The 24587-nt window shown below is 40.5% G+C and carries 20 protein-coding genes, 2 tRNA genes and 2 rRNA genes; 8 read left to right on the top strand and 16 right to left on the bottom strand.

Going from position 1 to position 24587, the window contains the following annotated elements; translation table 11 throughout:
* Positions 1-538: ribosomal RNA gene (locus ACXVWP_RS08935) — 23S ribosomal RNA — on the top strand; the annotation flags it as partial.
* A 150-nt stretch (positions 539-688) separates the two neighbouring features.
* Positions 689-804, top strand: a 5S ribosomal RNA gene (rrf, locus tag ACXVWP_RS08930).
* A gap of 166 nt (positions 805-970) precedes the next feature.
* Here the strand turns inward: rrf and glnE are convergent.
* The 8 genes from glnE to orn form a co-directional block, all read right to left on the bottom strand.
* Positions 971-3904, bottom strand: a complete 2934-nt coding sequence (gene glnE, locus ACXVWP_RS08925) for a bifunctional [glutamate--ammonia ligase]-adenylyl-L-tyrosine phosphorylase/[glutamate--ammonia-ligase] adenylyltransferase (RefSeq protein WP_369866784.1) — start codon at positions 3902-3904, stop codon at positions 971-973.
* A 3-nt stretch (positions 3905-3907) separates the two neighbouring features.
* Positions 3908-4861, bottom strand: a complete 954-nt coding sequence (gene miaA / locus ACXVWP_RS08920; RefSeq protein WP_289902476.1) for a tRNA (adenosine(37)-N6)-dimethylallyltransferase MiaA — start codon at positions 4859-4861, stop codon at positions 3908-3910.
* 1 nt (position 4862) lies between these two features.
* A complete protein-coding gene (gene mutL / locus ACXVWP_RS08915; protein WP_458473363.1) occupies positions 4863-6707 on the bottom strand; it encodes a DNA mismatch repair endonuclease MutL in 1845 nt (614 codons plus the stop codon).
* Positions 6708-6715: 8 nt separating this feature from the next.
* Positions 6716-8329, bottom strand: coding sequence for an N-acetylmuramoyl-L-alanine amidase (locus ACXVWP_RS08910; RefSeq protein ID WP_289902474.1), 1614 nt, complete (start codon positions 8327-8329; stop codon positions 6716-6718).
* 11 nt (positions 8330-8340) lie between these two features.
* On the bottom strand, positions 8341-8811 hold the full coding sequence (gene tsaE / locus ACXVWP_RS08905) for a tRNA (adenosine(37)-N6)-threonylcarbamoyltransferase complex ATPase subunit type 1 TsaE (protein WP_126471864.1): 471 nt from the start codon (positions 8809-8811) through the stop codon (positions 8341-8343).
* 115 nt (positions 8812-8926) lie between these two features.
* A tRNA-Gly gene (locus ACXVWP_RS08900) sits at positions 8927-9002 on the bottom strand.
* 20 nt (positions 9003-9022) lie between these two features.
* Positions 9023-9098, bottom strand: a tRNA-Gly gene (locus ACXVWP_RS08895).
* 93 nt (positions 9099-9191) lie between these two features.
* On the bottom strand, positions 9192-9740 hold the full coding sequence (gene orn / locus ACXVWP_RS08890) for an oligoribonuclease (protein WP_128787061.1): 549 nt from the start codon (positions 9738-9740) through the stop codon (positions 9192-9194).
* Positions 9741-9815: 75 nt separating this feature from the next.
* On the opposite strand from orn, the gene rsgA reads away from it, so the two are divergent.
* The 5 genes from rsgA to manA all read left to right on the top strand — a co-directional run bounded on the left by rsgA (position 9816) and on the right by manA (position 14916).
* Positions 9816-10853: a small ribosomal subunit biogenesis GTPase RsgA gene (gene rsgA / locus ACXVWP_RS08885; protein ID WP_128787062.1), complete on the top strand. Its 1038-nt coding sequence runs from the start codon at positions 9816-9818 to the stop codon at positions 10851-10853.
* A 161-nt stretch (positions 10854-11014) separates the two neighbouring features.
* Entirely contained in the window at positions 11015-11272 is a 258-nt protein-coding gene (gene ptsH / locus ACXVWP_RS08880) for a phosphocarrier protein Hpr (RefSeq protein ID WP_049355416.1), read from the top strand.
* A 78-nt stretch (positions 11273-11350) separates the two neighbouring features.
* Positions 11351-13078, top strand: coding sequence for a phosphoenolpyruvate-protein phosphotransferase PtsI (ptsI, locus tag ACXVWP_RS08875; RefSeq protein WP_049355415.1), 1728 nt, complete (start codon positions 11351-11353; stop codon positions 13076-13078).
* 59 nt (positions 13079-13137) lie between these two features.
* Positions 13138-13638, top strand: a complete 501-nt coding sequence (gene crr / locus ACXVWP_RS08870) for a PTS glucose transporter subunit IIA (protein WP_049355414.1) — start codon at positions 13138-13140, stop codon at positions 13636-13638.
* A 72-nt stretch (positions 13639-13710) separates the two neighbouring features.
* A complete protein-coding gene (gene manA, locus ACXVWP_RS08865; protein ID WP_289902473.1) occupies positions 13711-14916 on the top strand; it encodes a mannose-6-phosphate isomerase, class I in 1206 nt (401 codons plus the stop codon).
* A gap of 332 nt (positions 14917-15248) precedes the next feature.
* Here the strand turns inward: manA and ACXVWP_RS08860 are convergent, their stop codons facing one another.
* The 6 genes from ACXVWP_RS08860 to ACXVWP_RS08835 form a co-directional block, all read right to left on the bottom strand.
* Positions 15249-16688 (bottom strand): anion permease, encoded by a 1440-nt coding sequence (locus ACXVWP_RS08860; RefSeq protein WP_289902472.1) that lies wholly within the window; start codon positions 16686-16688, stop codon positions 15249-15251.
* Between the two features lies 1 nt (position 16689).
* Entirely contained in the window at positions 16690-18087 is a 1398-nt protein-coding gene (citG, locus tag ACXVWP_RS08855) for a triphosphoribosyl-dephospho-CoA synthase CitG (RefSeq protein ID WP_297569322.1), read from the bottom strand.
* Between the two features lie 97 nt (positions 18088-18184).
* Complete coding sequence (gene citF, locus ACXVWP_RS08850; RefSeq protein ID WP_297569320.1) at positions 18185-19687, bottom strand: citrate lyase subunit alpha; 1503 nt, start codon at positions 19685-19687, stop codon at positions 18185-18187.
* A gap of 12 nt (positions 19688-19699) precedes the next feature.
* A complete protein-coding gene (gene citE, locus ACXVWP_RS08845) occupies positions 19700-20575 on the bottom strand; it encodes a citrate (pro-3S)-lyase subunit beta (protein ID WP_289902469.1) in 876 nt (291 codons plus the stop codon).
* Positions 20572-20859 carry a citrate lyase acyl carrier protein gene (gene citD / locus ACXVWP_RS08840; protein ID WP_128787066.1) on the bottom strand — a complete coding sequence of 96 codons (288 nt, stop codon included), beginning with the start codon at positions 20857-20859 and terminating at the stop codon, positions 20572-20574. The genes citE and citD overlap by 4 nt, the downstream gene beginning before the upstream one ends.
* 208 nt (positions 20860-21067) lie before the next feature.
* On the bottom strand, positions 21068-21331 hold the full coding sequence (locus ACXVWP_RS08835; RefSeq protein WP_005695639.1) for a GrxA family glutaredoxin: 264 nt from the start codon (positions 21329-21331) through the stop codon (positions 21068-21070).
* A gap of 130 nt (positions 21332-21461) precedes the next feature.
* Between ACXVWP_RS08835 and ACXVWP_RS08830 the strand changes: the two genes are divergently transcribed.
* The gene (locus ACXVWP_RS08830; RefSeq protein WP_289902468.1) at positions 21462-22361 is read left to right on the top strand and encodes a RimK family alpha-L-glutamate ligase; all 900 of its coding nucleotides are present in this window, start codon (positions 21462-21464) and stop codon (positions 22359-22361) included.
* 38 nt (positions 22362-22399) lie between these two features.
* On the opposite strand, the gene ACXVWP_RS08825 is transcribed toward ACXVWP_RS08830, so the two are convergent.
* Together ACXVWP_RS08825 and fumC are read right to left on the bottom strand one after the other, a co-directional pair.
* Positions 22400-23002, bottom strand: coding sequence for a chalcone isomerase family protein (locus tag ACXVWP_RS08825; RefSeq protein ID WP_054418949.1), 603 nt, complete (start codon positions 23000-23002; stop codon positions 22400-22402).
* A gap of 111 nt (positions 23003-23113) precedes the next feature.
* Positions 23114-24508, bottom strand: coding sequence for a class II fumarate hydratase (gene fumC, locus ACXVWP_RS08820; protein WP_289902467.1), 1395 nt, complete (start codon positions 24506-24508; stop codon positions 23114-23116).
* Positions 24509-24587 lie beyond the last annotated feature (79 nt).

Raw genomic sequence — 24587 nt, 5'->3', positions numbered from 1 at the left:
TCGAGCAGGTACGAAAGTAGGTCATAGTGATCCGGTGGTTCTGAATGGAAGGGCCATCGCTCAACGGATAAAAGGTACTCCGGGGATAACAGGCTGATACCGCCCAAGAGTTCATATCGACGGCGGTGTTTGGCACCTCGATGTCGGCTCATCACATCCTGGGGCTGAAGTAGGTCCCAAGGGTATGGCTGTTCGCCATTTAAAGTGGTACGCGAGCTGGGTTTAGAACGTCGTGAGACAGTTCGGTCCCTATCTGCCGTGGGCGTTGGAGAATTGATTGGGGCTGCTCCTAGTACGAGAGGACCGGAGTGGACGCACCACTGGTGTTCCGGTTGTGTCGCCAGACGCATTGCCGGGTAGCTAAGTGCGGAAGAGATAAGTGCTGAAAGCATCTAAGCACGAAACTTGCCAAGAGATGAGTTCTCCCAGATTATAAATCTGTAAGGGTTGTTTAAGACTAAGACGTAGATAGGTCTGGTGTGTAATCGGTGCGAGCCGTTGAGCTAACAGATACTAATTGCCCGAGAGGCTTAACTATACAACGCTCAAGGGTTTTTGAGGTTGTGAGATTAAAATAAAAAACTCAGAGAAGAAAGAGAAGAAGAAAGTTTTTAGGTGAATCAGCTTGTTTGGTTGTGAGACGCTAGAGATAGCGGAGCAGAGAGAGAAAAGTTATTAAAGGAATAATCCTGGCGGCGATAGAGCGGTGGTCCCACCTGACCCCATACCGAACTCAGAAGTGAAACGCCGATGCGCCGATGGTAGTGTGGGGCTTCCCCATGTGAGAGTAGGACACCGCCAGGTCTGAATGTAGAACCCCAAGCTAAAGAGCTTGGGGTTTTTGTTTATGGAGTTTTGTTAAAGATTACTTTGACAATATAAGTGCGGTAGAAAGTTAGGCTGTTTTTACGTAGAGAATATATAAAAAGGAGTTTATCCCAAATATCTGAGAATAGACTCCTTTAATCTTTTAAGAAAATAACTTATTCCAAAAAGAACAAACAAATTCCCTTTCTTCTGTAAACGCCGAATCATCAACAATGACAGGATTTCCTAATAAGTTCAGGTGATGAATTTTATTACGTAGTGTTACGTAGCAGAATTTGAGCTTTTCACATTCTGTTAGAGAAATAATGTGATGTTCTGCCATTGAATCAAAGATGCGGACGTTATCAGACCATTTTGTTAATATTGGATTAGCTGGAGCATTCGCAAGCATCAGATATTGGGCGATAAATTCAATATCGGTAATGCCGCCACGATCTGTTTTGATATTAAAAAAGCCTTCTTTTGTGTGAGATAAATGTTCGTACATTTTTTCACGCATTTCTCTTACTTCAATTTTTAGCTGATTAATATCTCTTTGAGCTGAAAGTACATTACAGCGAATGTTTTCAAATTCTGCTTTTAATTCAGTTTCACCAAAAATGGCACGACTGCGGACAAGCGCTTGCTTTTCCCAAGTCCATGCCTCATTGAGTTGATAGTTTTCAAATGCTTGAAGCGAACAGCCTAGTAAGCCAGCATCGCCTGAAGGTCGTAATCGCATATCAACATCGTAAAGTACGCCTGCACTGGTATTCATGCTAAAAATGCTGACAATTTTTTGAGCCAGTCTTAAATAGAATTGGTTACTATCAATGGATTTTTTCCCACTAATGGTTTGGCCTTCAACAGCTTGGTATAAAAAGACTAAATCCAAATCAGATTTATAACCGAGTTCAATTCCACCTAATTTGCCGTAGCCAATAACTAAAAAACCTTTTTCAGTTTTATCTGCAAGGTGTTCGGGGATCCCAAATCGTTGACTGACTTGTTGCCAAGCAAAATTGACAACGGCATCAATGATTGCTTCTGCCAGATAAGTGAGATGATCGCTTACTTTCATAACAGGCAATACGTCGAGAATATCGGCGGCTGCAACACGTAATAAAATGGACTGTTTGAATTGGCGTAACCCGTCAATAAATTGTTCTTCATCATCTTGCGGTAATCGCAGCATATATTGCTTTAATTCGTCAGGATACTGTGTGAATGGCAATGGATTACGTAGCGCTTCAGTATTTAATAATTCATCGAGTAGAATAGGGTGACGAGCCACTTGTTCAGCGATCATCTGGGATTGCGAACATAGTTCAATTAGCTGCTCAATGGCTTGAGGATTTTCTAAGAGCAATTCCAAATAAGTCGTTCTACTCGCAATTTTATCCACAATATTGAGGATGCGTGGCAATAAAGTGCGGTAATTTTTTTGTTCAAATATTTGAGTGAAGATATTTGGCAATAAGTGAGCTAAAACTTCTCGACCTCGAGAGCCAATAACCCGGCGCGAAAGCCCATCTTTAAATTGAATAAGTTTATCTAAGATATCGGAAATCGCATCTTCATCAATGTGATTATCGACTAGCATTTGTTCAATATCATCGAGATCACCTTCTAAAAAATCAATCCACTGATTATTGTCATCGTTAGGTTCATCTTTTTCTTCACCAATTAATGCATCAAAAACTGACCGCACTTTTTGTTGGTGTGCCTGTAATGTTTGATAGAAATCATCCCAGTTTTCAATTGGATAAGATTTTATCGTAGCCTGATTGTTCTCATCTAAATAAGTGTATTCTCGACAACCGACCATTAATCTAAGGCGATTTTTTTCATCTGTTGGCAGAAGTTGCGTTTGTTGGTCATCAATGGCTTGAAGCACGTTTTCAATACGTCGTAGAAAGATATAAGCTTCTCTTAATTCACGGTATTGTTGAGGCGTAATTAAACCAAGATCTCGTATTTCAGGGAGAAGTTTAAGCAATTCATGTTGTTGGAGCTTAATCTCACGTCCACCGCGAATTAGCTGAAAAACTTGCACAATAAATTCGATTTCTCGAATCCCGCCTGCGCCTAACTTAATATTGTCTTTTAAGCCACGACGACGCACTTCACGCTCAATTTTACCTTTCATTTCACGTAAAGCTTGAATCACACTAAAATCAATATAGCGTCGATACACAAAGGGGCGAAGTAATTGCTGCAAGGTTTTTACATTGGGATCTTGCTCATTTGCGCCTAAAATACGCCCTTTGATCATGGCGTAGCGTTCCCAATCTCGCCCTTGATCTTGGTAATATTGCTCCATTGCAGAAAAACTTAAGGCTAGCGTACCGCTGTCGCCAAAAGGGCGAAGGCGCATATCCGTACGATAGACAAAACCATCTGGCGTAAATTGATCCAATGCATTAATCAGACGTTGTCCTAAACGGGTAAAAAATTTGGCGTTATCAATGGCTCGTCTTGCTCCAACGGTTTCGCCTTGTGAAGGATAGGTAAAAATTAAATCAATATCAGAGGAGAAATTTAGCTCAAAACCACCTAATTTTCCCATGCCAAGAATATAGAGTTGCTGAGGATTGCCATTTTCATCACAAGGCGTGCCCATTTCTTCGTAAGCTTGTTTATATAGCCAATTTCTCGCACCAATGATAAGGCTTTCAGCAAGTTGAGAAAGACGAATAAAAATGTCTTCTACGGTGGCAAGATTCAAGCTTTGACAGAAACTAAGTTTTGCCATTTCTTGATTACGAAAATTTCGTAATGTTTTGTAAAGCTGTTCTTCGTTTTGGATAGTGGAGAGTTGGTCAGCTAAACGGCTAGCATAATGTTGACAATCTGAAAATTGAGGAGGTGTTTGCCACCATTGGGCTAAAAAGTGCGGGTGTTTTTTTAAGACTTTTTCCAAGAAATCAGACAGACTGATGGCATAGTTGATTTGTCCGATTGGTGTCGTGAGATTTGTTGCGTCCCGCTCGATTTGTTGGGTTATTTCATCAAGATTCATTTCAGGGAAATGTTGGCAAAGCACTTCGCCAAGTTGAATGAGTTTTTCAGTCGAAAGCGGAAGTGAAAGTGCCATAATTTACCCTTTAAAATGTTCGTCAATCTTGCGTAGTACGATTTCTTTGGCTTGTTGCGGTTGCAGACTATCTAGCCAATTTAGTGGTGTTTTCCAGCCGCGTAGCCAGGTGATTTGTCGTTTGGCTAATTGTCGAGTTGCACAAATACCGCGGAAGACCATTTCTTCATGATCATAGTCACCACGTAAATATTCCCACATTTGGCGATAGCCAACACAGCGTATAGAAGGCAAATCAGGATGGAGATCTTCTCGTTGATAGAGTTTTTCCACTTCTTCTTGGAAACCTAATTCGATCATTTTATAAAAACGTTGTTCGATACGTTGATGCAATACCGCGCGATCTTCTGGTGCAATAGCGAATTGTAAAAATTGATAAGGCAATTCTTCGCCTTTTTGTTCGGTTAATTCCGTTAATGATTTGCCCGTTAAATAGAATACTTCTAGTGCACGATTAATGCGCTGTGAATCATTTGGATTAATACGCTTTGCTGAAATAGGATCAATTTTTTGTAATTCTTGATGAAGTACTGGCCAGCCAAATTTTTGCGCTTTTTCTTCAATTTCTAAGCGTAAATTTTCATCAGCAGATGGAAGAGGAGAAAGCCCCTCAATCAATGCTTTGTAATACAACATCGTGCCGCCAACCAAAAGCGGAATTTTACCTTGTGCGGTAATATCGGCCATTTCTCTGAGCGCATCGTCACGAAAATTCATCGCAGAATAACTTTCCGCGGGATCTAAAATATCGATTAATCGGTGAGGGGCAAGAGCAAGTTCTTCTTTAGAAGGCTTTGCCGTACCAATATCCATGCCTTTATAAATTAATGCAGAATCGACACTGATCACTTCCACTGGCAGGCTTTGACGTAATTGAATAGCAAGATCTGTTTTTCCTGAGGCTGTTGGTCCCATTAGAAAAAGTACGGTCGGTTTGGAGTCAGTTTTTTGTGTCATATTACAAATCAGTTAAAAAAGGTTGCCAGTTAATCGGTTTCAGTAATGTATTAAATTTCTCTTGATGAGCTTTATTCAGTAAGCGTTCCGTTTCGCTTAATAAGCTGACCGCATCCGCTAATACTTGAATCGGTTTCATCTCTAGCGTCTGACAAAGTGCGGTCAGAAAATCAGGCATATTTTCTAGATCTTCCGCAAGTAGGCTTACCACACATTTTTGTAAATTTTGTGTACGTAAAACCGTAGGCACTTTGTTTAGAGTGAGACGTAGCTGGGCTTCATTTTCAATAAATTCAAAACCACTTTGCTGAAAAAAGGCTTTTTGTTTTTGCCATTGTTCAAATTGTTTTTCATCTAAGCGGAAAATAATCGGAATGAGCAGCGGTTGTTGTGAAATTTCACCTTGTTGTAAGGTTAATTCATAATTTAAGGTTTGCAATTTAGCTAATGACATCAAATAAAACTGCTGATTTTGTTGTAAAAGCAATGCTTTATTTTCAATTAATGCTAATGCGCGTAAATAGCCTGGTTCACTTGTCTGTGGGAGTTGTTCAACGACTGACTTTGTTAAAACTTGAGAATTTTCCACAGGACGTACTAATTCACCATATAAGCGTTGTTCCGTCTTTGTAGGTTGTTCACGATAACCATATGACGGAACGTATTCACTACGGTTTGAAAAGTGTGGTCGATTTTCTGATTGTTTTTCGCGAGGCTGATGATAATTCGAAGCGAAAATATTGTGTCCCGCTGCCGCCCGATTGGGTTTCGGTTCATAGTTAGGTTTATATGAAGCCGAAGGCTCTCTTGCTGCATTTATAGCTGGCGCTAAATCCAATTTAGCTTGAGGAATAGCATTGAGCGCATTTGTTACGCCTTGGCAGATAAAATCATGAATTAAGCGGGCTTGATGGAAACGAACTTCGTGTTTTGTTGGGTGCACGTTGACATCGACATCATGTGGATTGAGGTCGATAAATAGCACAAATGCAGGGTATTGCTCAGTATGTAAATGCTCCGCATAAGCTTGGCGAATGGCGTGGGTGATCACTTTATCACGCACCATTCGTCCATTGATATAGCAATAGTTCAAATCATTTTGAGAACGTGTAAATTCAGGTGCCGCCACCCAGCCAGAAAGATGCAAATCATCATGTTTCCAATCAATGCGCAAGGCATGCTGAACAAAATCATCGCCACAAATAGCAGAAACACGTTTTAGTTGTTGCTCTTCATTCGTTGCAGGACGATATTGTCGAATCATTTTGCCGTTATGAGTGAGCGTAAAAGCAATATTAAATTTTGCTAAAGCAATTCGGCGAATGACTTCATCAATATGAGCAAATTCTGTTTTATCAGTGCGCAAGAATTTACGACGAGCTGGCGTGTTAAAAAAGAGATTTGCGACTTCAACTGTCGTGCCGACTGGATGAGACGCAGGTTTAATTGTAGTTTCCATCTCTCGTCCTTGTGCATAAACCTGCCATGCTTCATTTTGCTCTGCAGTGCGAGAAGTAAGCGTGAGACGAGAAACCGAGCTGATACTGGCAAGGGCTTCACCGCGGAAACCTAAACTTAAAATGGCTTCGAGATCATCAAGATCGGTAATTTTACTGGTTGCGTGTCGAGCGAGTGCGAGACTTAATTCTTCTTTAGGAATACCACTGCCATTATCTCGAATACGAATCAGGCTGGCGCCGCCGTTTTCAATATCAATATGAATTTTATTGGCACCGGCATCAAGGCTGTTTTCCACTAATTCTTTCACCACAGAAGCAGGGCGTTCGACCACTTCACCTGCGGCAATCTGATTAGCCAGCTGTGGAGAAAGAATTTTGATTGCCATAGGATTCCTTATTTTTCTTTAAGTTTGATTTTTTGCCCAGTCACGATTTTGCCGTTTTTCAATATTGGGTTCAGTTTTAAAAGACGATTAACCGGTACATTGTATTCACGAGAGATGCCATAGAGAGTTTGATCGGCTTTCACCGTATGGTAAAGCGGGATTTCTTTCTTGCCATTATCTTTCTTCTCATTTCCTTTTGAAGAAACGTCTTTTTTATCGTTGCCTTTTTTCTCAGGCTCTTTTTTACTCTCGGTTTTTTCTTGTTTTTTATCTTTTTTAGAAACGGCTTTTTCAGCTTCAACAATCTTGCTGTTTTTCCCTTTGTTATCAGCTTTGGCTTTATCATCCGATTTAGGTTTTTCTTCTATCTTTTTGCCTTTGCCGTTATCTGGGATTTTAATAGTTTCATTCAGCCAAAGTTCTTTACGTTTTAGTTTATTTAATTCAATAATTTCACTGACTTTTACATCATATTTGTTTGCCAGGCTACCAATGCTTTCACCAGGTTTCACTTTATGACGGACGCCACTGTCTTTAACACTTGAAGTGCGGTCAGATTTTTCGGCGTTTTTCTCTTCTTTTTTAGTTGGTTCTTCCGCTTTTTTGCCTTTGCCATTATCTGGAATCTTAATGGTTTCATTTAGCCAAAGTTCTTTGCGTTTCAGTTTATTTAACTCAATGATTTCACTGACTTTGACATCATATTTGTTCGCCAAGCTACCAATGCTTTCGCCTGATTTCACTTTATGGCGAATACCGCTGTCTTTCACATCAGAAGTGCGGTCAGATTTTTCATTGTTTTGATTGTTTGATTTTGTAGATTTGCTGTCTTGCTCGTCACTAGGTAGAACTACGATCGTTTTTAAATTACCGTTGCGATAAGCGACTAAGCCTTCATAAATCATATAAGCAATACGGCGACGATAAGTAATAGTATTCAGTTTTTGTTCTTCTTCCATATTAGAAAGAAACCCCGTTTCCACGAGAACAGAAGGAATATCCGGTGAACGTAATACGCCAAGGCTAGCATGTTGAGGCGTGCTTCGGCTTAAAGGTGTTACACGTGCAAAACGACGTAAAATACTATTTCCTAACTCATAGCCAGTACGTTGACTATGTCCAAATTGCAAATCGAGCACTGTTTGATCTAAATATTTATCATTGTGGCTTAAAAGTACTTTACCCGTGCCTCCGAGAAGATCTGAACGTTTTTCATCATCTTCTAACCATTGCCCAATTTCATCATTAGCACGGCGATTGGAGAGTACCCAGACAGACGCTCCACGTTGGTTAGGGTTTAACGAAGAGTCGGCATGAATTGAAATAAGAAAATTTGCTTTAAATTTTCGTGCAATTTCAGAGCGCTCAGGAACAGAAATGTAGTAATCGCTACTACGTGTTAAGACACCTTTGAAATTAGGATCCTTATCTAATAAAGCTTTTAGTTCTCGAGCAATAGAAAGCGTGACATTCTTTTCATAAATACCTAAATTTTTTCCGATTGCACCAGGATCTTTACCGCCATGGCCAGGATCAATGGCAATTGTCCATTGTGGTGCGGCAAATACGGTAGTAGAAATTAGAGAAAATATTCCAAAAAGAAACGAAAATTTTGCTTTCATGTAAGTCAGTTTTATAGTTGTGCCAAAATATGCTCGCCTACTGAGTTTTGAGCAATTAGCGTAATGTTTCGAGCATCGTCGTAATAATCAATATTCACTAGTAAATCAGCCTCAGGCAAGATGCCCTCACCTTTTTCAGCCCATTCGATTAAGCAGATGCAATTTTGGCTGAAATAATCACGAATACCCATAAATTCCAATTCTTCAGGATCGGCAAGACGATATAAATCAAAGTGATAAATCATTTTTCCTGCAATGCTATATTCTTCCACTAACGTATAAGTAGGACTTTTGACATTGCCTTGGTAGCCTAAACCTTGCACCATTCCACGAGTCAGGGTGGTTTTACCTGCACCAAGATCGCCATTAAAATAAAGCACAATAGCGTTATCTTTCGGTTGTTTTACAAGCACTTCTGCGAGTTTTTTACCAAAACGGAGCATAGTGCCTTCATCAGGAATGTATTGGGTTAATTCGGTCATTCTTAGCGTGATTTTTTAGGTTAAAGTTTCTAGAGGATTTTATCGTATTTTGAAGGGAATATGTAGGGAAAATACAATAAAAAATCCGCTGCTTTTCAGCAACGGATTGAGAATTTGGAGCGGGAAACGAGGCTCGAACTCGCGACCCCGACCTTGGCAAGGTCGTGCTCTACCAACTGAGCTATTCCCGCAGGGCATCCATGTGAAAATTTGGAGCGGGAAACGAGGCTCGAACTCGCGACCCCGACCTTGGCAAGGTCGTGCTCTACCAACTGAGCTATTCCCGCATTTCACATTGGTGAATGAGGCAACATTATACGAAAAAATTTATTCAACGCAAGCGCAGATTTCGCAAATGATTGAGTTTGCCTAAGTTTTCATCAACCCAGATTAATAAAGTGCTCACGGTAGTAAGCTAACTCTTTAATTGATTCACGAATATCATCAAGAGCTAAATGAGTATTGCCTTTTTTAAATCCATCTAAAATTTCTGGTTTCCAGCGAGAAGCCAATTCTTTTAATGTGCTGACATCCACATGACGATAGTGGAAATAATCCGCTAAATCAGGCATATATTTGTAAAGAAAGCGTTTATCCTGTGCGATGCTGTTGCCACAAATCGGTGAAGCACCTTTCGGCACCCAGTGTTTTAAAAAATCTAATGTTTGTAATTCTGCTGCACGTTCGGTGAGTTTGCTCGCTTTAACACGTTCCACTAAGCCGTTAGCTGTGTGGGTTTTTACGCACCATTCCGACATTTTGTTTAATAATTCATCACTTTGATGCACTGCAATCACAGGTCCTTCAGCTAAAATATTGAGATCTTTATCGGTCACAATGGTTGCGATTTCAATAATGCGTTCTTTTTCAGGATCTAATCCTGTCATTTCTAAATCGATCCAAATCAGATTTTGTTTATCTAATTGCATAATATAAGGTATCCTATAAACATTTTTAATCCCGTTTATTTTAACGAAAAACATCGGAAAAAACGACCGCACTTTATGAGCAAACGTAAACTAACGCAAAATCAAACTCGTCGAATTCAATCAAATAACGCGAAAGCCTTGCATCGCCACAAGAAGAAAGAAGTGGAATGGCAAGATGATATGCTAGGTGAAAGCCAAGATGGGATAGTCGTTACGCGTTATTCAGTTCATGCAGATGTGGAAAATGCACAAGGCGAAATTTTCCGTTGTAATTTACGTCGTACACTTTCTAGTCTTGTGGTTGGAGACAAAGTGATTTGGCGACAAGGCAATGAACAGCTCCAAGGAGTGAGTGGGGTGATTGAAGCCATTCACCCAAGACAAAATGAAATTGCTCGCCCAGATTATTATGATGGGTTGAAACCAATCGCGGCGAATATCGATCGTATTATTATTGTGTCTGCCGTTGTACCGGTACTTTCACTCAATATTATCGATCGTTATTTAGTGGTGTGTGAAAATGCAGGGATCGAACCTGTCATTGTGGTGAATAAAGGCGATTTACTGAATGCCGAGCAAGAGCAGGAAGTGGAAAGCCAATTACAGATTTACCGTGATATTGGTTATCAGACCATCATCATTTCTGCTGAAACCGGAAAAAATATGGAAAAATTGACCGCACTTTTAAGTGATGGCACATCCATTTTTGTGGGGCAGTCAGGGGTAGGTAAATCCAGTTTAATTAACCATATTTTACCAACAGTTAATGCGCAGGTAGGCGGTATCAGTGAAACCTCAGGCTTAGGGCAACATACCACGACTTCTTCTCGTTTATACCACTTACCACAAGGCGGCAATTTGATTGATTCACCGGGTATTCGTGAGTTTGGTTTATGGCATTTGGAGCCAGATCAGATCACCAAAGGATATCGTGAATTTCAATATTTCTTAGGGACGTGCAAATTCCGAGATTGTAAGCATTTGAACGATCCTGGCTGTGCATTACGCGAAGCGGTAGAGGCAGGGCGGATTTCACCAATACGCTATGAAAATTATCATCGCCTCATTGAAAGCCTGAGTGAGACAAAATCACAACGTCATTTTTCTGTGTAGTATATGTTTTATTCTTACTTAGTAAGCAAACGTTTAAATTTTGTGATATCGCTCAATTTTTTTTATGTTTTTCCTTGATTATTTTATACTTAACAGGGATACTACTGCGGATTTATAAGATTGTTTTTTGAATTTTACTATTACTATGTAGAGGTAACATTATGTTCTCAAAAGATGTAGAGATTACGGCTCCTAATGGTTTACATACTCGCCCTGCGGCACAGTTCGTAAAAGAAGCAAAAGCTTTTGCTTCGGATGTAACTGTTACTTCTGCAGGCAAGAGCGCAAGTGCTAAAAGCTTATTTAAGCTACAAACCTTAGGTTTGACGCAAGGAACTGTAATTACCATCTCGGCAGAAGGTGAAGACGAACAACAAGCCGTTGAACATTTAGTAGCATTAATTCCTACTTTAGAATAATTGACGATAGCCACAGAATTCCTATTCTGTGGCTATTGTTTATTTAGCTTTTAATAAATTATTTCGGAATGTAAAATTATGATTACAGGTATCCCAGCATCGCCAGGTATCGTTTTTGGTAAAGCTTTAGTATTAAAAGAAGAAAAAATTGTTCTGGATTTCCAAAAAATTTCAGAAGATCAAATCGAGTCAGAAGTTGCTCGTTTTTATGCGGGCCGTGAAGCAGCCGTTGAGCAACTTAATTCTATTCATCAACGCGCGTTAAAATCTTTAGGTGAAGAAAAAGCGGCTATCTTCGAAGGCCATTTAATGATCCTTGAAGATGAAGAATTAGAAGAAGAGATTATTGATTATCTTCGTTCACACAAAGTAAATGCGAGTGTGGCAGCAAGTAAAATCATCGATCAACAAGTTGAAATGTTGTCTGAGATTGATGATGAATACTTAAAAGAACGTGCGGGTGATATTCGTGATATTGGTAATCGTTTAATCAAAAATATTTTAGGTATGCACATTGTCGATCTTGGTGATATTACCGAAGAGTCTATCCTTGTGGCTTACGATTTAACCCCATCAGAAACTGCTCAATTAAACTTAGAAAAAGTATTAGGTTTTATCACGGATATTGGTGGTAGAACCTCTCACACCTCTATTATGGCTCGTTCACTTGAATTACCGGCCATTGTTGGGACAAATGATGTGACCGCGCGAGTGAATACCGGTGATTATCTTATTTTAGATGCCGTGAACAACCGTGTTTACGTGAATCCGACTCAAGCTGAAATTGACGAATTAAAAACACTAGAAGTAAAACTCGCTGAAGAAAAAGCAGAATTAGCGAAATTAAAAGATTTACCGGCAGTGACCCTTGATGGCCATAAAGTTGAAGTGGTTGCGAATATTGGTACGATTCGTGATTGTGAAGGGGCACATCGTAATGGTGCAGAAGGGGTAGGTTTATACCGTACAGAATTCCTCTTTATGGATCGTGATCAATTACCAAGCGAAGAAGAGCAATTCATTGCTTATAAAGAAGTGGTTGAAGCAATGGAAGGCCGCTTAGTAGTATTACGTACCATGGATATTGGTGGTGATAAAGAGCTTCCATATTTAAATTTACCAAAAGAAATGAACCCATTTCTTGGATGGCGTGCAGTGCGTATTGCCCTTGATCGTCGTGAGATTTTACATGCGCAATTAAGAGCGGTATTACGTGCTTCGGCATTTGGTAAACTTGCCGTGATGTTCCCGATGATTATTTCGGTAGAAGAAATTCGCGAGTTAAAATCTGTGCTTGAAACGTTAAAAGCCGAATTACGTGCAGAAGGTAAGGCTTTTGATGAAAGTATTCAAGTAGGTGTCATGGTTGAAACCCCATCTGCGGCAGTGAATGCGAAATTCTTAGCGAAAGAAGTGGATTTCTTTAGTATTGGTACAAACGATTTAACGCAATATACCTTAGCCGTTGACCGTGGTAACGAATTAATTTCTCACTTATACAATCCAATGTCACCTTCAGTACTTGGTTTGATTAAACAAGTGATTGATGCCTCTCATGCAGAAGGCAAATGGACGGGGATGTGTGGCGAGTTAGCCGGTGATGAACGCGCGACCTTATTGTTACTCGGTATGGGCTTGGATGAATTTAGTATGAGTGCAATTTCTGTACCTCGTATTAAAAAATTAGTGCGTCATGTGAATTATCAAGAGGTAAAAGCCTTGGCGGATGAAGCATTACAAAAACCAACATCTGCTGAAATTGAACAATTAATTCAGGCTTTTTTAGCAGAAAAATCGTTAAACTAGATACAAAAACAAAGTTTTACGTTAAAATATCAGCCATCTTTAATAGATAGGAGATTAAAATGGGCTTATTTGACAAATTATTTGGTTCAAAAGAAAATAAAGCTGTGGAAGTGGAAATTTATGCGCCACTTTCTGGTGAGATTGTGAATATCGAAGATGTACCAGATGTTGTTTTCTCTGAAAAAATCGTGGGTGATGGTATCGCAATTCGCCCAACAGGTGACAAAATTGTGGCGCCTGTTGATGGTGTTATTGGTAAAATTTTTGAAACCAACCATGCATTTTCAATGGAATCAAAAGAGGGAGTTGAATTATTTGTTCACTTTGGTATTGATACTGTTGAATTAAAAGGTGAAGGATTCACTCGTATTGCACAAGAAGGGCAAAGCGTGAAACGCGGCGACACAGTAATCGAATTTGATTTAGCAACATTAGAATCAAAAGCGAAATCAGTTTTAACACCAGTGGTTATCTCTAACATGGATGAAATTTCATGCATTGAGAAAAAATCGGGTGAGGTGATTGCTGGAGAATCTATTGTTCTAACTTTAAAGAAATAAGATTCACTGATTAAAAGATCCGCTTTAAATGAGCGGATTTTTTTATACTTATTCTTTTTGAGGAAGGCAAAAATGATTTATCGATTAACTGGCCAAGTACAGCATTATGCATGGGGCGGAAAAAACTATATTGCATCATTGATTGGATTAAATTCAGAGCAAGATCAACCTTGTGCTGAGTGGTGGCTAGGTGCGCATCCATCTGCGCCTTCCGTGATTGAGAATGTAAGTAACCAAGAATCTCTTATTGAATTTTTATCGCAAAATCCAACCGCACTTGGGCAAGCAAGCCGCCAGCAATTTGGTGATGAACTCCCTTATTTGTTAAAGATTTTAGATGTTGAAAAGCCGTTATCGATTCAATTGCATCCAACTAAAGCGCAAGCTGAAAAGGGCTTTGAGGCTGAAAATGCAAAAGGCGTGGCCTTAACAGACAGCACGCGGACTTATAAAGATAGAAATCATAAACCAGAAATGATGATTGCCTTATCTGATTTCTGGCTTTTACATGGTTTTAAAACAAAAGCTCAAATCCTTGCGACATTAAATGCGCGACCCCCTTTGCAACCTTTGACTGAAAAACTTGACACACAAAGCCTTGCTGAATTTTATGCAGATGTTATGTTGGCGGATCAATCAACGCTCGCAAATTGGCTATTACCTATTATTGAAGCTAACCAACAGCCTTATAGAAATGGCGAGTTGGCGCTAGATAACCCGGATTATTGGGTGCTTTATACCATGGAAGCCATGGCGATTTCGCCTGAAAAATTAGATGCCGGCCTGGTGTGTTTTTATCTCTTTAATATCGTGTATTTGAAAGAAGGAGAGGGCATTTTCCAAGATGCGGGTATTCCTCATGCTTACCTTCGCGGACAAAATGTGGAGTTAATGGCCTGTTCTGACAATGTGATTCGTGGTGGCTTAACACCAAAATATGTCGATATTGTCGAATTATTAAAAATTGTGGATTGTCGCGAAGTAACACCTCAAATTATCTCAGCGGCACCTCAAAATCAGTCAGAATTTACTTATAAAACGCCAGTAAACGATTTTGCTTTAGCTCAAATTCGTGTTGAACCACAACAACATACTGAATTAAATCTTCAAAGTGCAGGCATTTTATTGGTGATGCAAGGCGAGCTAAAAATACAAGAAAAATCAACCGCACTTACCTTGAAACAAGGTGAGTCAGCATTTATTACAGCGGATTCTAATGTTGAAATAATGAGTGAAAAAGGCGGTTATGCTTTCTTGGCAAAATTGCCAGAAAATTAATGTAATGAGTATCACGATTTGTGAGCTCATCGTTAGATTAACCATCAATATAATAACGAGAATTATCCTTTTCCATTTGATCCACTTTATGCGCCCATTGAAAATGCTTTTAGCATGTATCATCGGATCTTTAATGTCGAAATTTTCTGTGAATACTTGCATGTGATGGAGAATTTTTGCGTAGACATAGAAGATTATTTCCACGCTATGGAATGATACTCATTGGTTTGCTGTGAGTTACGATCGTACAATGAGCTGTACTTATGATTGCAGTTTAACCGAGCAGGAAAGTGCGGTTGAAATAAGGATCTAGCCGCACTTTTGAATTTATATTATAACCAACCTAAGCTAATTAATAATTTCCACCATGCCATACCGATAGTTAAGTGGATAATTAAGCTACCAAATGCAATGATTGCGCCAGCGATCCACCAAGATTTAATGTCATTATAGCCCGCTCCAAATGCAATTGGTCCAGGACCACCGCCATAGTGTGTTACAGAACCACCGTAAGCGTTGGCAAAAACTAAGCCTAGTGCAAGTAACTCAGCAGGTGCTCCCGCAACATGCCCAACAGTTGCAAATACAGGTACCATTGCTGCTACGTATGCACCGCCTGAAGCAAATAAATAACGTACTGCAACGCTTAAAGTCAGAATCACGATGAGAGCCATCATGCCATGTCCTTCAAATTGAAGAGTGGTACTTAATGTGTTAGCCAACCATTTAAAGAATCCGGCTTTTTCCAGTAAACCCGACATACCAATGATACCACCATACCAGACTAAGGTGTTCCATGCCCCTTTACTTTTTAGAATATCATCCCACGTTACAATACTTAACATAATGCAAAGAACCATTACGATAATGGCTACGATAGTCGCATTCACATGAAGCGTATCAGAGAAGATCCAACCGAATAAGGCAATGACAAACAACACGCTAAGTGCTTTTTCACGGAAAGACATTGGCCCTAATTCTTCTAAACCTTTTTTTGCAATAGCTTTATTATCGACTTCTTTTAATTCAGGTGGAGAGACCCAGTAACAAATTAATGGGATTAAGAATAAGCAAATTAAACCAGGCACAGAGGCGGCTAAGAACCATTTAATCCAGGTAGTTTCAAACCCCAAAATTGGAGCCATTAATGAAAGTGCGAGAGCATTAGGCGCCATTGCGGTTAAGAAAATGTAGGACGTGGTTTTTACCACCATATATACGTTCATCATCAAATAACGACCAGCCTTCTTCGGGCTTTTTTCAGGATCTGAACCAAGTGCTACCGCCACACTGTTAATGATTGGAAATATGATACCGCCTGAACGCGCTGTATTAGATGGCGTTGCAGGTGAAAGCAGTAAATCCAAGAACATGGTTACATAACCAAGTCGTAGGGTCGTGCTACCCATGGCGCCAATCATGTGATAGGCAATTCGTTTGCCTAATCCAGTAATTACAAATGCTGAGCTTAAGGTAAAAGCCGTAAAGATAAGCCATGTTGTGCCTGATTTATAACCATCCAACATATTCCCTACTTTGACTAATTCTTTTGCGCCTTCAGTATTACCTATAATGATACCTGAAACAGCAATTGCTGCGAGTAAAATTACTGGTTCTCCGTAAGGCTTTATTACAAGCCCGACAATAGTAGCAATGTAAACTCCGAGTAAACGCCAAGCAATCAGAGAAAGCCCCTCTGGAGCAGGCAATAAGAAGGTGATCAAAGGGATAACCGCTAAGATCGCCAATTTTGCATTTTTTGATAATGCCATATTAATTACCTCTAAATGATAAAAAGAAAATTGCCAGTGCTAGTAAATCAGCACTACCACCTGAACTTAAATTTAGTTCAATACAGGCGATGTCAAATTTCATTAATGCTTGTATCAGTATATTTTTATCTAATACAATTTTATGATCTGCAAGCAGATCTCGAGCTGTGTGTTGTATAAAATTTAACCCATCCAAACCGCCACGGTGAACCACGTTAGTGTCAGGATTGGTCGCCATTAAATGCAACAACAGAATCAGTAAACGATGTTCTTCATCCAATTGATGAAACTCATCAAATTGAGGTAACAACGTTCGAATAAGATTAAAACCACTTTCCGCTTCACCACGAGCGCCGGTTAAACCGTATTTTCTGAATAAGCGTACGCCGGCTGTGACTGGAAAATGCTCGGGATAATGTTTGAGTTCATCTGTTAAACCCTGAGCAAATTGAGCAACAAGTGAGCAGATTGAGTTTATATCAAACTTTACTGAACTTTGAATTACATTTTGTTGAGCTAATAAACGCCCCATTGCAGTACACACCAAGCCGAAGGAAAAAATGGCTCCCTTATGGGTGTTAATGCCATTTGTTGCTTCAAACATTGCCTTTTCTGCTGATAGACCAATTGGACGAATCTCTGCTAAGATTTGTTTTTCAGGCAAATGGGCGGTGGTCATGCCTTTGAGTACGAATTGCGTAAAAAAAGGGCGTAAACTTACCGCACTTTGCTCAAAGGTATGCAGGTTCATGTCTTTGTGCGAACCGTTGTTGATGGTATCCACCAACCCCGGTTTCGGCGACAAGCGTGCTTCTTGCACCAATGCTGAATAAGCCTGCCCACCGATATATTCCGCGATATAATGGCGTTGGGCGCGGGATTGCATTTCTGCCACAATTTCATCAACGGCGTGTTTACGAGTTCTGGTACAGATTTTCGCTTCATTGCCACACACTAGGCAGGCTCTTGGCTGAATATCAAAATCTGCACGGCTCAGCAGATTACCTTTCGCATCGAACACATCCAAATCCCATAAACGGGCAAGGGGTATGCTTTCCTCCAATTCGATCGTTGCCGCTTTCAGCGCACGACCATCAATCGGCAACACAAAAAACGCCTCATGCCCCGTTGCTAACGGACGAATAATTTCCTTTGTGGGCGTGATGTTCAACTGCATAAAAAGTGCGGTCAGATTTTCCAATGTTTTTGTAAAGACATAATCCAACAGGGCATTTTTCTTCACCCCGCCCACCGCTGTTAGGGTGACGCAAAGCAAGGTTTGCCCATATTGGGTTAACAGCTGTTGCTGTAAACTTGCTCGTTCCTCACGCGCCGTTAAAAGCTGTTCTAGAGAAATCTCTGTTCCATCGGTGGAAAAATGATTTAGGGAAATTGTCATATTGCGCTAAAAACGTGTTTAAAAATGACCGCACTTTTGTGGATGCTATAAATCGCCTCTTTATTAAGGAGGGTTAAGGAGGCGATTTTTTGTAGCATTATTCTTTGACTTGATACACCGTATCAATTACCGTTCCGTCACGATAACGAACAACGGCGACCGGTTTATCGGTAAACTCAATTTCTTTTGGTTTGCTGGTTAAACTGTAAGCGCGTTCGCAAAGTTGTTCGATGGTAAATAATGGGATACCTGCATCAGATAAGGCATTGATTAAATCCGGACGTTTCGGATTGACGGCAACACCGTGGTCGGTCACTAAGATGTCGATGTTTTCACCCGGCGTGACGCAGGTAATCACGCTTTCCACTACCGTTGGGATACGACCACGAACTAATGGCGCCACGATAATGGCCACTTGTGAGGAAGACGCCGTATCACAGTGACCGCCGGATGCACCGCGAATTACGCCATCGGAGCCGGTTAATACGTTCACGTTAAATTTGGTGTCGATCTCCAAGGCGGAAAGAATCACTACGTCCAAACGCTCAACGGAGGCGCCTTTGGAACTATAGTTCGCATATTGATTAGCCGAAACTTCAATATGATTAGGGTTACGAGCAAGAGATTCGGCAGCAATCGCATCAAAACTTTGTACGTCTAATAATTTTTTGATTAAGCCTTTTTCGTGTAAATCTACCATGCTGGCAGTGATACCACCGAGAGCAAAGTCAGCTTTAATGCCGTCACGTACCATTTTTTCTTCCAAGAATCGGGTTACCGCCAAGGAAGCACCGCCGGTACCAGTTTGTAAGGAAAAGCCGTCTTTAAAATAACCGCTGGCGAAAATTACTTCGGCACATTTGCGGGCAATTAATAATTCGCGTGGGTTGGAGGTCATACGGGTAGCGCCGCCACCGATTTTTTTCGGATCACCGACAGCATCCACTTGCACAATGAGATCCACTTGATCTTGGCCGATACTGATCGGGTGGTGCGGATAATCGGCGAATTCCTCGGTAAGCAATACGACTTTGTCGGCGTATTCGGCATCTACGCGGGCATAACCTAAAGAGCCACACTTGCTTTTGCCGCTAAAGCCATTAGCGTTACCGAATTTGTCACAGCAAGGCACACCTAAAAAGGCGACGTCGATTTTCAGTTCGCCAGATTTGACCAAATGTACGCGGCCGCCGTGGGAGTGAATGTTTACCGGCTCGTCCAATAAACCACGGGAAATTTGTTCGGCGAGCTCACCGCGTAAACCGGAAGAATAGATTTTGGTTACGACGCTGTTTTTGATATGGTTGATAATCGGGTGGTGGCTGTCGATTAAGGATGAAGAGGCGAGGGTCAGATTCTTAAAGCCCATTTCGGCAATTTTATCCATCACCATATTAACGATGAAATCACCAGCGCGGAAGGCGTGGTGGAAAGATACGGTCATGCCGTCTTTTAAGCCGGAGCGTTTAATTGCTTCTTCCAAAGAGGCACAAAGTTTGCGGTCTTTCGCCGTACGGGCAAGGGATTCGGCTTTTGGAACTGCTTGATACACCGGACGATTGGCATTGAATTTGGCAATGCGTTGTTCTCTTGTTGTCATCTTTTTTCTCCCTTACTCTTCACGAATGCCTGATTTCGCACGTTCTAACACGAGTTTTGCACGATCAATAATCGGCGCATCAATCATTTTTCCGTTTAAGGAAACGACGCCGGAACCTTGTTTTTCCGCTTCTTCAGCTGCTTCAATAATACGTTTGGCCTGCTCCACATCTTTTTGTGTCGGTGCAAACAAGTTGTGCAGGAGTTCGATTTGACGCGGGTTGATTAAGGATTTGCCATCAAAGCCTAACTGTTTAATTAATGCCGCTTCTTTTAAGAAACCTTCTTCATTGTTGGCATTGGAATACACGGTATCAAAGGCTTGAATACCGGCGGCGCGCGCTGCTTGTAAAATCGAACAGCGGGCAAAGAGCAATTCGATGCCTTCCGGCGAACGTTCGGTTTTAAGATTGCGCACATAGTCTTCCGCACCAAGAGCGATACCGATTAAACGCTTGGAGGCGGTGGCGATTTGGTTTGCTTGAGTGATACCTAATGGCGATTCGATGGCCGCTAACATTTTGGTCGAACCTACTTCGCGACCGCAGGCTTTCTCAATGTCGGTAATTGCGTTATCCATATCAACCACATCTTGTGCAGTTTCGGTTTTCGGCATCCGCACCACATCAACACCGGCGCGCACTACGGCATTTAAATCCAATAAACCGAATTCGGAATCCAACGGATTAACCCGCACCACAGTTTCGATTTCTTGATAAAGCGGGTGTTGAAGTGCGTGTGCGACTAATAAGCGGGCAGAATCTTTTTCTTTGAGGGCGACTGCGTCTTCTAAGTCAAACATGATGGAATCTGGTTTATAAATAAAACTATTGCTCAACATCGCAGCGTTTGAGCCTGGTACAAACAGCATACTTCTTCTTAATTTCATAGCACGGCCTCCCAGTTAACGGTTTCATCGCTTGCACGTAATGCGGCGGCTTTTACGCGCGCCTGTAATACGCAGTCTAATGCGCCTTTGTCTTCTATGATAATTAGCGCTTCTGTGACGTTGAGTTGAGCGAGTGTATTTTTGACCGTTTGTTCAATGGCTTCACTGAATTGCTTTCCGACAGAGCTATTGATTTCAATAGATAACGTGTGAGCAGGTTCAATACGAATTAAAGCATCGCTAGACTCAAGTGTTCCAGCGACAGCGGCTTTGGTTATCTTCATAATGATTTCCCTTTAGTAATAAAAAATAAGTAAAATAAGGTGCATTCTAAAGGGTTTTTTATTCAATGGCTAATTATAAAGAGTGATATTAAATGGGTTTTGTGATGCAGATCAAAAATAAGATAAAAAGAAAAAGTACGGCTTGTGTAGAAAAACGTCTTTTGATGTTTTTTTTACACAAGCCGTACTTTAATATGAATAGAATAAATTAAGCCACAACGTTAAATTGTTCTTTCATTAATGCTTCGAAATCAGTGCAACCGCCGATTGGTTTTTCATCGATAAAGATTTGTGGCACAGTTTCCACTTCTTTACCGACAGATTTTGATAAATCTGCTTTAGAAATGCCTTCAGCGATAATATCTACATAGCGATAATCGAAATCCGCCACTTCACCTTTTAATTTTTCAGCAAGGTTTTTTGCACGTACACAATAAGGGCAGCCTGGACGACCAAAAATAACTACGAACATAAAATTTTCCTTTTATTTAAACAAAATTCCTAACGATTTTACTCTATTTCCACAAAAGCAGAAATCATTTTTCAGGATTATTGTGATTGGTGTAATATATCAACTCCTCTTTTCCTAAGGATATAACTGAATGAAATTATTGATGCTTTGCCGTGAGCCTCGCCTTTATAGCTGCCAGCGTTTAAAAGAAGCAGCAGAAAGTTGTGGGCATCAAATGGATATTTTGGATCCTAATCGTTGCATTTTAAAACTCGACAAGAATCAACCGCACTTTTCGTTGTATTATCAACAAAATGCAGAAAGTGAACTTTATTTATTGCCTGATTATGATGCTGTGTTACCACGTTTTGGGACGACAAGCACTCAAATGGGCTGTGCGGTATTGCGACATTTCCAAGGAAAAGGCGTCTATTGCCTTAATGAAGAACAAGCATTTTTAGCCGCTCGCGATAAATGGCGCAGTTTGCAGATGTTATTAGAGCAAAGTATTGCAGTACCAAATTCAGTCTTATCAGGTTGTGAAGTTGAGCCGAAACAAGCCATTAAGCAAACAACCGCGCCAATGATTATTAAAACCTTAAAAGGCTCACAAGGTATTGGGGTGATCTTGGCGGAACGTCCACAAAGTGCGGTCAGTATTTTAGAAACGTTAAAAGATGCGAATGTGCCTGTCTTGTTACAAGATTTTATAGAAGAGGCAAAAGGAACAGATATTCGCTGCTTTGTGATCGGTGATAAAGTCGTCGCCACAATGCAGCGTATTGGACAAGATGGCGAGTTTCGTGCAAATTTTCATCGTGGAGGCACTGCAGAAAAAGTTAAACTCACAGAAGAGGAAAAATCCATCGCCATCCGTGCAACTAAAGCCTTAGGACTTGCGGTAGCCGGTGTTGATTTGATTCGCTCAAAAGAAGGGGTATTGGTGCTGGAAGTAAATGCTAGTCCAGGATTAGAAATGATTGAGAAGACCAGTGGCATTGATATTGCATTGCAGATGATCTTGTTTTTAGAACAGCAAGTGAAACAATAAAGGAAAAGGGCGAACCATATCATGTTCGCCCTTGTTGTTTATCCTTTTGCGTCTTGTTTAAAATCGTAATTTGGTGGTAATTCCGGCATCGTATTTTCTTCATCAAAAGGCTCGCTTGCAGGTTGATGTTGAAATTCTTTGCTATCGTGAGCCGGTTTTTCTTTACCTAATAATTGCGGTTGTAATTTGATAAAACTACTTTTATCTGAAAGCCACACATCAATAAATGCTTGTGTAAACTTTTGATCGAATTCGTGATCTAACACCGTGTCATTTAATACAAAATAGCCTTTATCGGCTAAGGCAACAAAATTTAAGATGTCGTTTGGTGAAAAATCAGGGAAGATTTCCTGCATTTTTTTGAGCCATGCCGTGGTGTCATCTTTACTTAAATTTTGTGATTCCATTTCTTTGGTTAAAGCAATGGCGAAGTTTTTTCCTTCTACTGGTTTTTCATATTTAATCGAAAACATTAACGGACGTTCATTTTTTTCATAGGAACCCGTTTCAGAATATAAGCCGACAGTATAAACATGGAATGGCCCCCATGTGTATTCAGCATTGCCGACAGGTTGCCATTGGGCAAAAAGTGCGGTGGAAAATAAGGCTGAAATGGCAGCAATAATAAATTTCAGTTTCATAGTTTTTTTCATATCAAAAATATTGCCGTGATTATAACAAAAAAGCCCTCTAAAAAAACACAAATAAAAAGGCAGGAATACCTGCCTTTGACATCAAATTATTGGGGGAGTTTACTTTAAGCTACCCACCATATCTTCTGGACGAACCCATTTGTCGAAATCTTCGGCTGAAACTAAGCCTAAGTTAATCGCTTCTTCACGTAAGGTTGTACCATTTTTGTGTGCAGTTTTTGCAATTTTTGCTGCATTTTCGTAACCGATGTGTGTATTAAGTGCAGTCACTAACATCAATGAATTTTCCAATTGCTGTTTAATGCGTGGGTAGTTTGGTTGAATACCGGTTGCACAGTGTTCGTCAAATGATACGCAAGCATCACCCAATAATTGTGCAGATTGTAAGAAATTCGCCACCATTACAGGGTTAAATACGTTTAATTGGAAGTGACCTTGTGAGCCAACGAACGCGATAGTGGTATCATTACCGAATACTTGTGCACACACCATGGTTAATGCTTCACATTGAGTTGGGTTCACTTTACCTGGCATGATTGAAGAACCTGGTTCATTTTCAGGAATTAAGATTTCACCGATACCAGAACGCGGGCCTGATGCTAATAAACGAATGTCGTTTGCAATTTTGAATAAGCTCATCGCTAATTGTCTAATTGCACCGTGAGTTTCCACAATCGCATCGTGTGCGGCTAACGCTTCAAATTTATTTTCTGCAGTTACAAATGGTAAGCCAGTGAATTTTGCAATGTAATCCGCTACTTTCACATCATAGCCTTTTGGTGTGTTCAAACCGGTACCCACAGCAGTACCACCAAGCGCTAATTGGCTTAAGTGTGGAAGGGTGTTTCTTAGTGCGCGTAAACCGAAATCTAATTGTGCGGCGTATGCAGAGAACTCTTGACCTAATGTCAATGGGGTGGCATCCATTAAGTGAGTACGGCCAATTTTTACCACATCTTTAAATTCTGCTGATTTTTGTGCGAACGTTTTTTGTAGACGTTCCACACAAGGAATGGTGTGTTCAACCACTTTTTTATATGCGGCAATGTGCATTGCAGTTGGGAAGGTATCGTTTGAAGATTGGGATTTGTTCACATCATCATTTGGATGGATGAATGATTTTTCACCTAATTTACCGCCATGTAAAACGTGAGCACGGTTTGCTACCACTTCGTTCACGTTCATGTTTGATTGTGTACCTGAACCAGTTTGCCAAATGACTAATGGGAATTGGTCGTCTAATTTCCCTGCCAGGATTTCATCACAGGCGGTTGCGATTAAATCACGTTTCTCTGCAGGTAATACACCTAAATCACAGTTTGCGAAAGCAGCGGCTTTTTTCAAATAACCAAACGCTTCAATAATTTCGTGCGGCATAGAGGCAGCCGGACCAATTTTGAAGTTGTTACGGGAACGTTCGGTTTGTGCTGCCCAGTATTTATCTGCAGGAACTTGAACTTCGCCCATAGTGTCTTTTTCAATACGAAATGCCATGTGATACTCCTATCATCGAAAATAAAAATAAATCTTCGAAATTCTAACACCTACGAGTTATGAATGGAATGTAACATAA

This window comes from Haemophilus sp. SZY H56 (assembly GCF_054332415.1).
Note: the sequence above shows the minus strand (reverse complement) of the source record. Positions and strands in the feature narration are given on the sequence as shown.

What these genes read in the sequence shown, in the direction of transcription:
- rsgA (WP_128787062.1), top strand. Translation starts at nt 9,816, where the DNA reads ATGAGCAAACGTAAACTAACGCAAAATCAAACTCGTCGAATTCAATCA.
- ACXVWP_RS08860 (WP_289902472.1), bottom strand. Translation starts at nt 16,688, where the DNA reads ATGGCATTATCAAAAAATGCAAAATTGGCGATCTTAGCGGTTATCCCT.
- mutL (WP_458473363.1), bottom strand. Translation starts at nt 6,707, where the DNA reads ATGGCAATCAAAATTCTTTCTCCACAGCTGGCTAATCAGATTGCCGCA.
- glnE (WP_369866784.1), bottom strand. Translation starts at nt 3,904, where the DNA reads ATGGCACTTTCACTTCCGCTTTCGACTGAAAAACTCATTCAACTTGGC.
- crr (WP_049355414.1), top strand. Translation starts at nt 13,138, where the DNA reads ATGGGCTTATTTGACAAATTATTTGGTTCAAAAGAAAATAAAGCTGTG.
- ACXVWP_RS08910 (WP_289902474.1), bottom strand. Translation starts at nt 8,329, where the DNA reads ATGAAAGCAAAATTTTCGTTTCTTTTTGGAATATTTTCTCTAATTTCT.
- fumC (WP_289902467.1), bottom strand. Translation starts at nt 24,508, where the DNA reads ATGGCATTTCGTATTGAAAAAGACACTATGGGCGAAGTTCAAGTTCCT.
- miaA (WP_289902476.1), bottom strand. Translation starts at nt 4,861, where the DNA reads ATGACACAAAAAACTGACTCCAAACCGACCGTACTTTTTCTAATGGGA.
- orn (WP_128787061.1), bottom strand. Translation starts at nt 9,740, where the DNA reads ATGCAATTAGATAAACAAAATCTGATTTGGATCGATTTAGAAATGACA.
- citE (WP_289902469.1), bottom strand. Translation starts at nt 20,575, where the DNA reads ATGAAATTAAGAAGAAGTATGCTGTTTGTACCAGGCTCAAACGCTGCG.
- citG (WP_297569322.1), bottom strand. Translation starts at nt 18,087, where the DNA reads ATGACAATTTCCCTAAATCATTTTTCCACCGATGGAACAGAGATTTCT.
- ACXVWP_RS08835 (WP_005695639.1), bottom strand. Translation starts at nt 21,331, where the DNA reads ATGTTCGTAGTTATTTTTGGTCGTCCAGGCTGCCCTTATTGTGTACGT.
- ACXVWP_RS08825 (WP_054418949.1), bottom strand. Translation starts at nt 23,002, where the DNA reads ATGAAACTGAAATTTATTATTGCTGCCATTTCAGCCTTATTTTCCACC.
- ACXVWP_RS08830 (WP_289902468.1), top strand. Translation starts at nt 21,462, where the DNA reads ATGAAATTATTGATGCTTTGCCGTGAGCCTCGCCTTTATAGCTGCCAG.
- ptsH (WP_049355416.1), top strand. Translation starts at nt 11,015, where the DNA reads ATGTTCTCAAAAGATGTAGAGATTACGGCTCCTAATGGTTTACATACT.
- tsaE (WP_126471864.1), bottom strand. Translation starts at nt 8,811, where the DNA reads ATGACCGAATTAACCCAATACATTCCTGATGAAGGCACTATGCTCCGT.
- citF (WP_297569320.1), bottom strand. Translation starts at nt 19,687, where the DNA reads ATGACAACAAGAGAACAACGCATTGCCAAATTCAATGCCAATCGTCCG.
- manA (WP_289902473.1), top strand. Translation starts at nt 13,711, where the DNA reads ATGATTTATCGATTAACTGGCCAAGTACAGCATTATGCATGGGGCGGA.
- citD (WP_128787066.1), bottom strand. Translation starts at nt 20,859, where the DNA reads ATGAAGATAACCAAAGCCGCTGTCGCTGGAACACTTGAGTCTAGCGAT.
- ptsI (WP_049355415.1), top strand. Translation starts at nt 11,351, where the DNA reads ATGATTACAGGTATCCCAGCATCGCCAGGTATCGTTTTTGGTAAAGCT.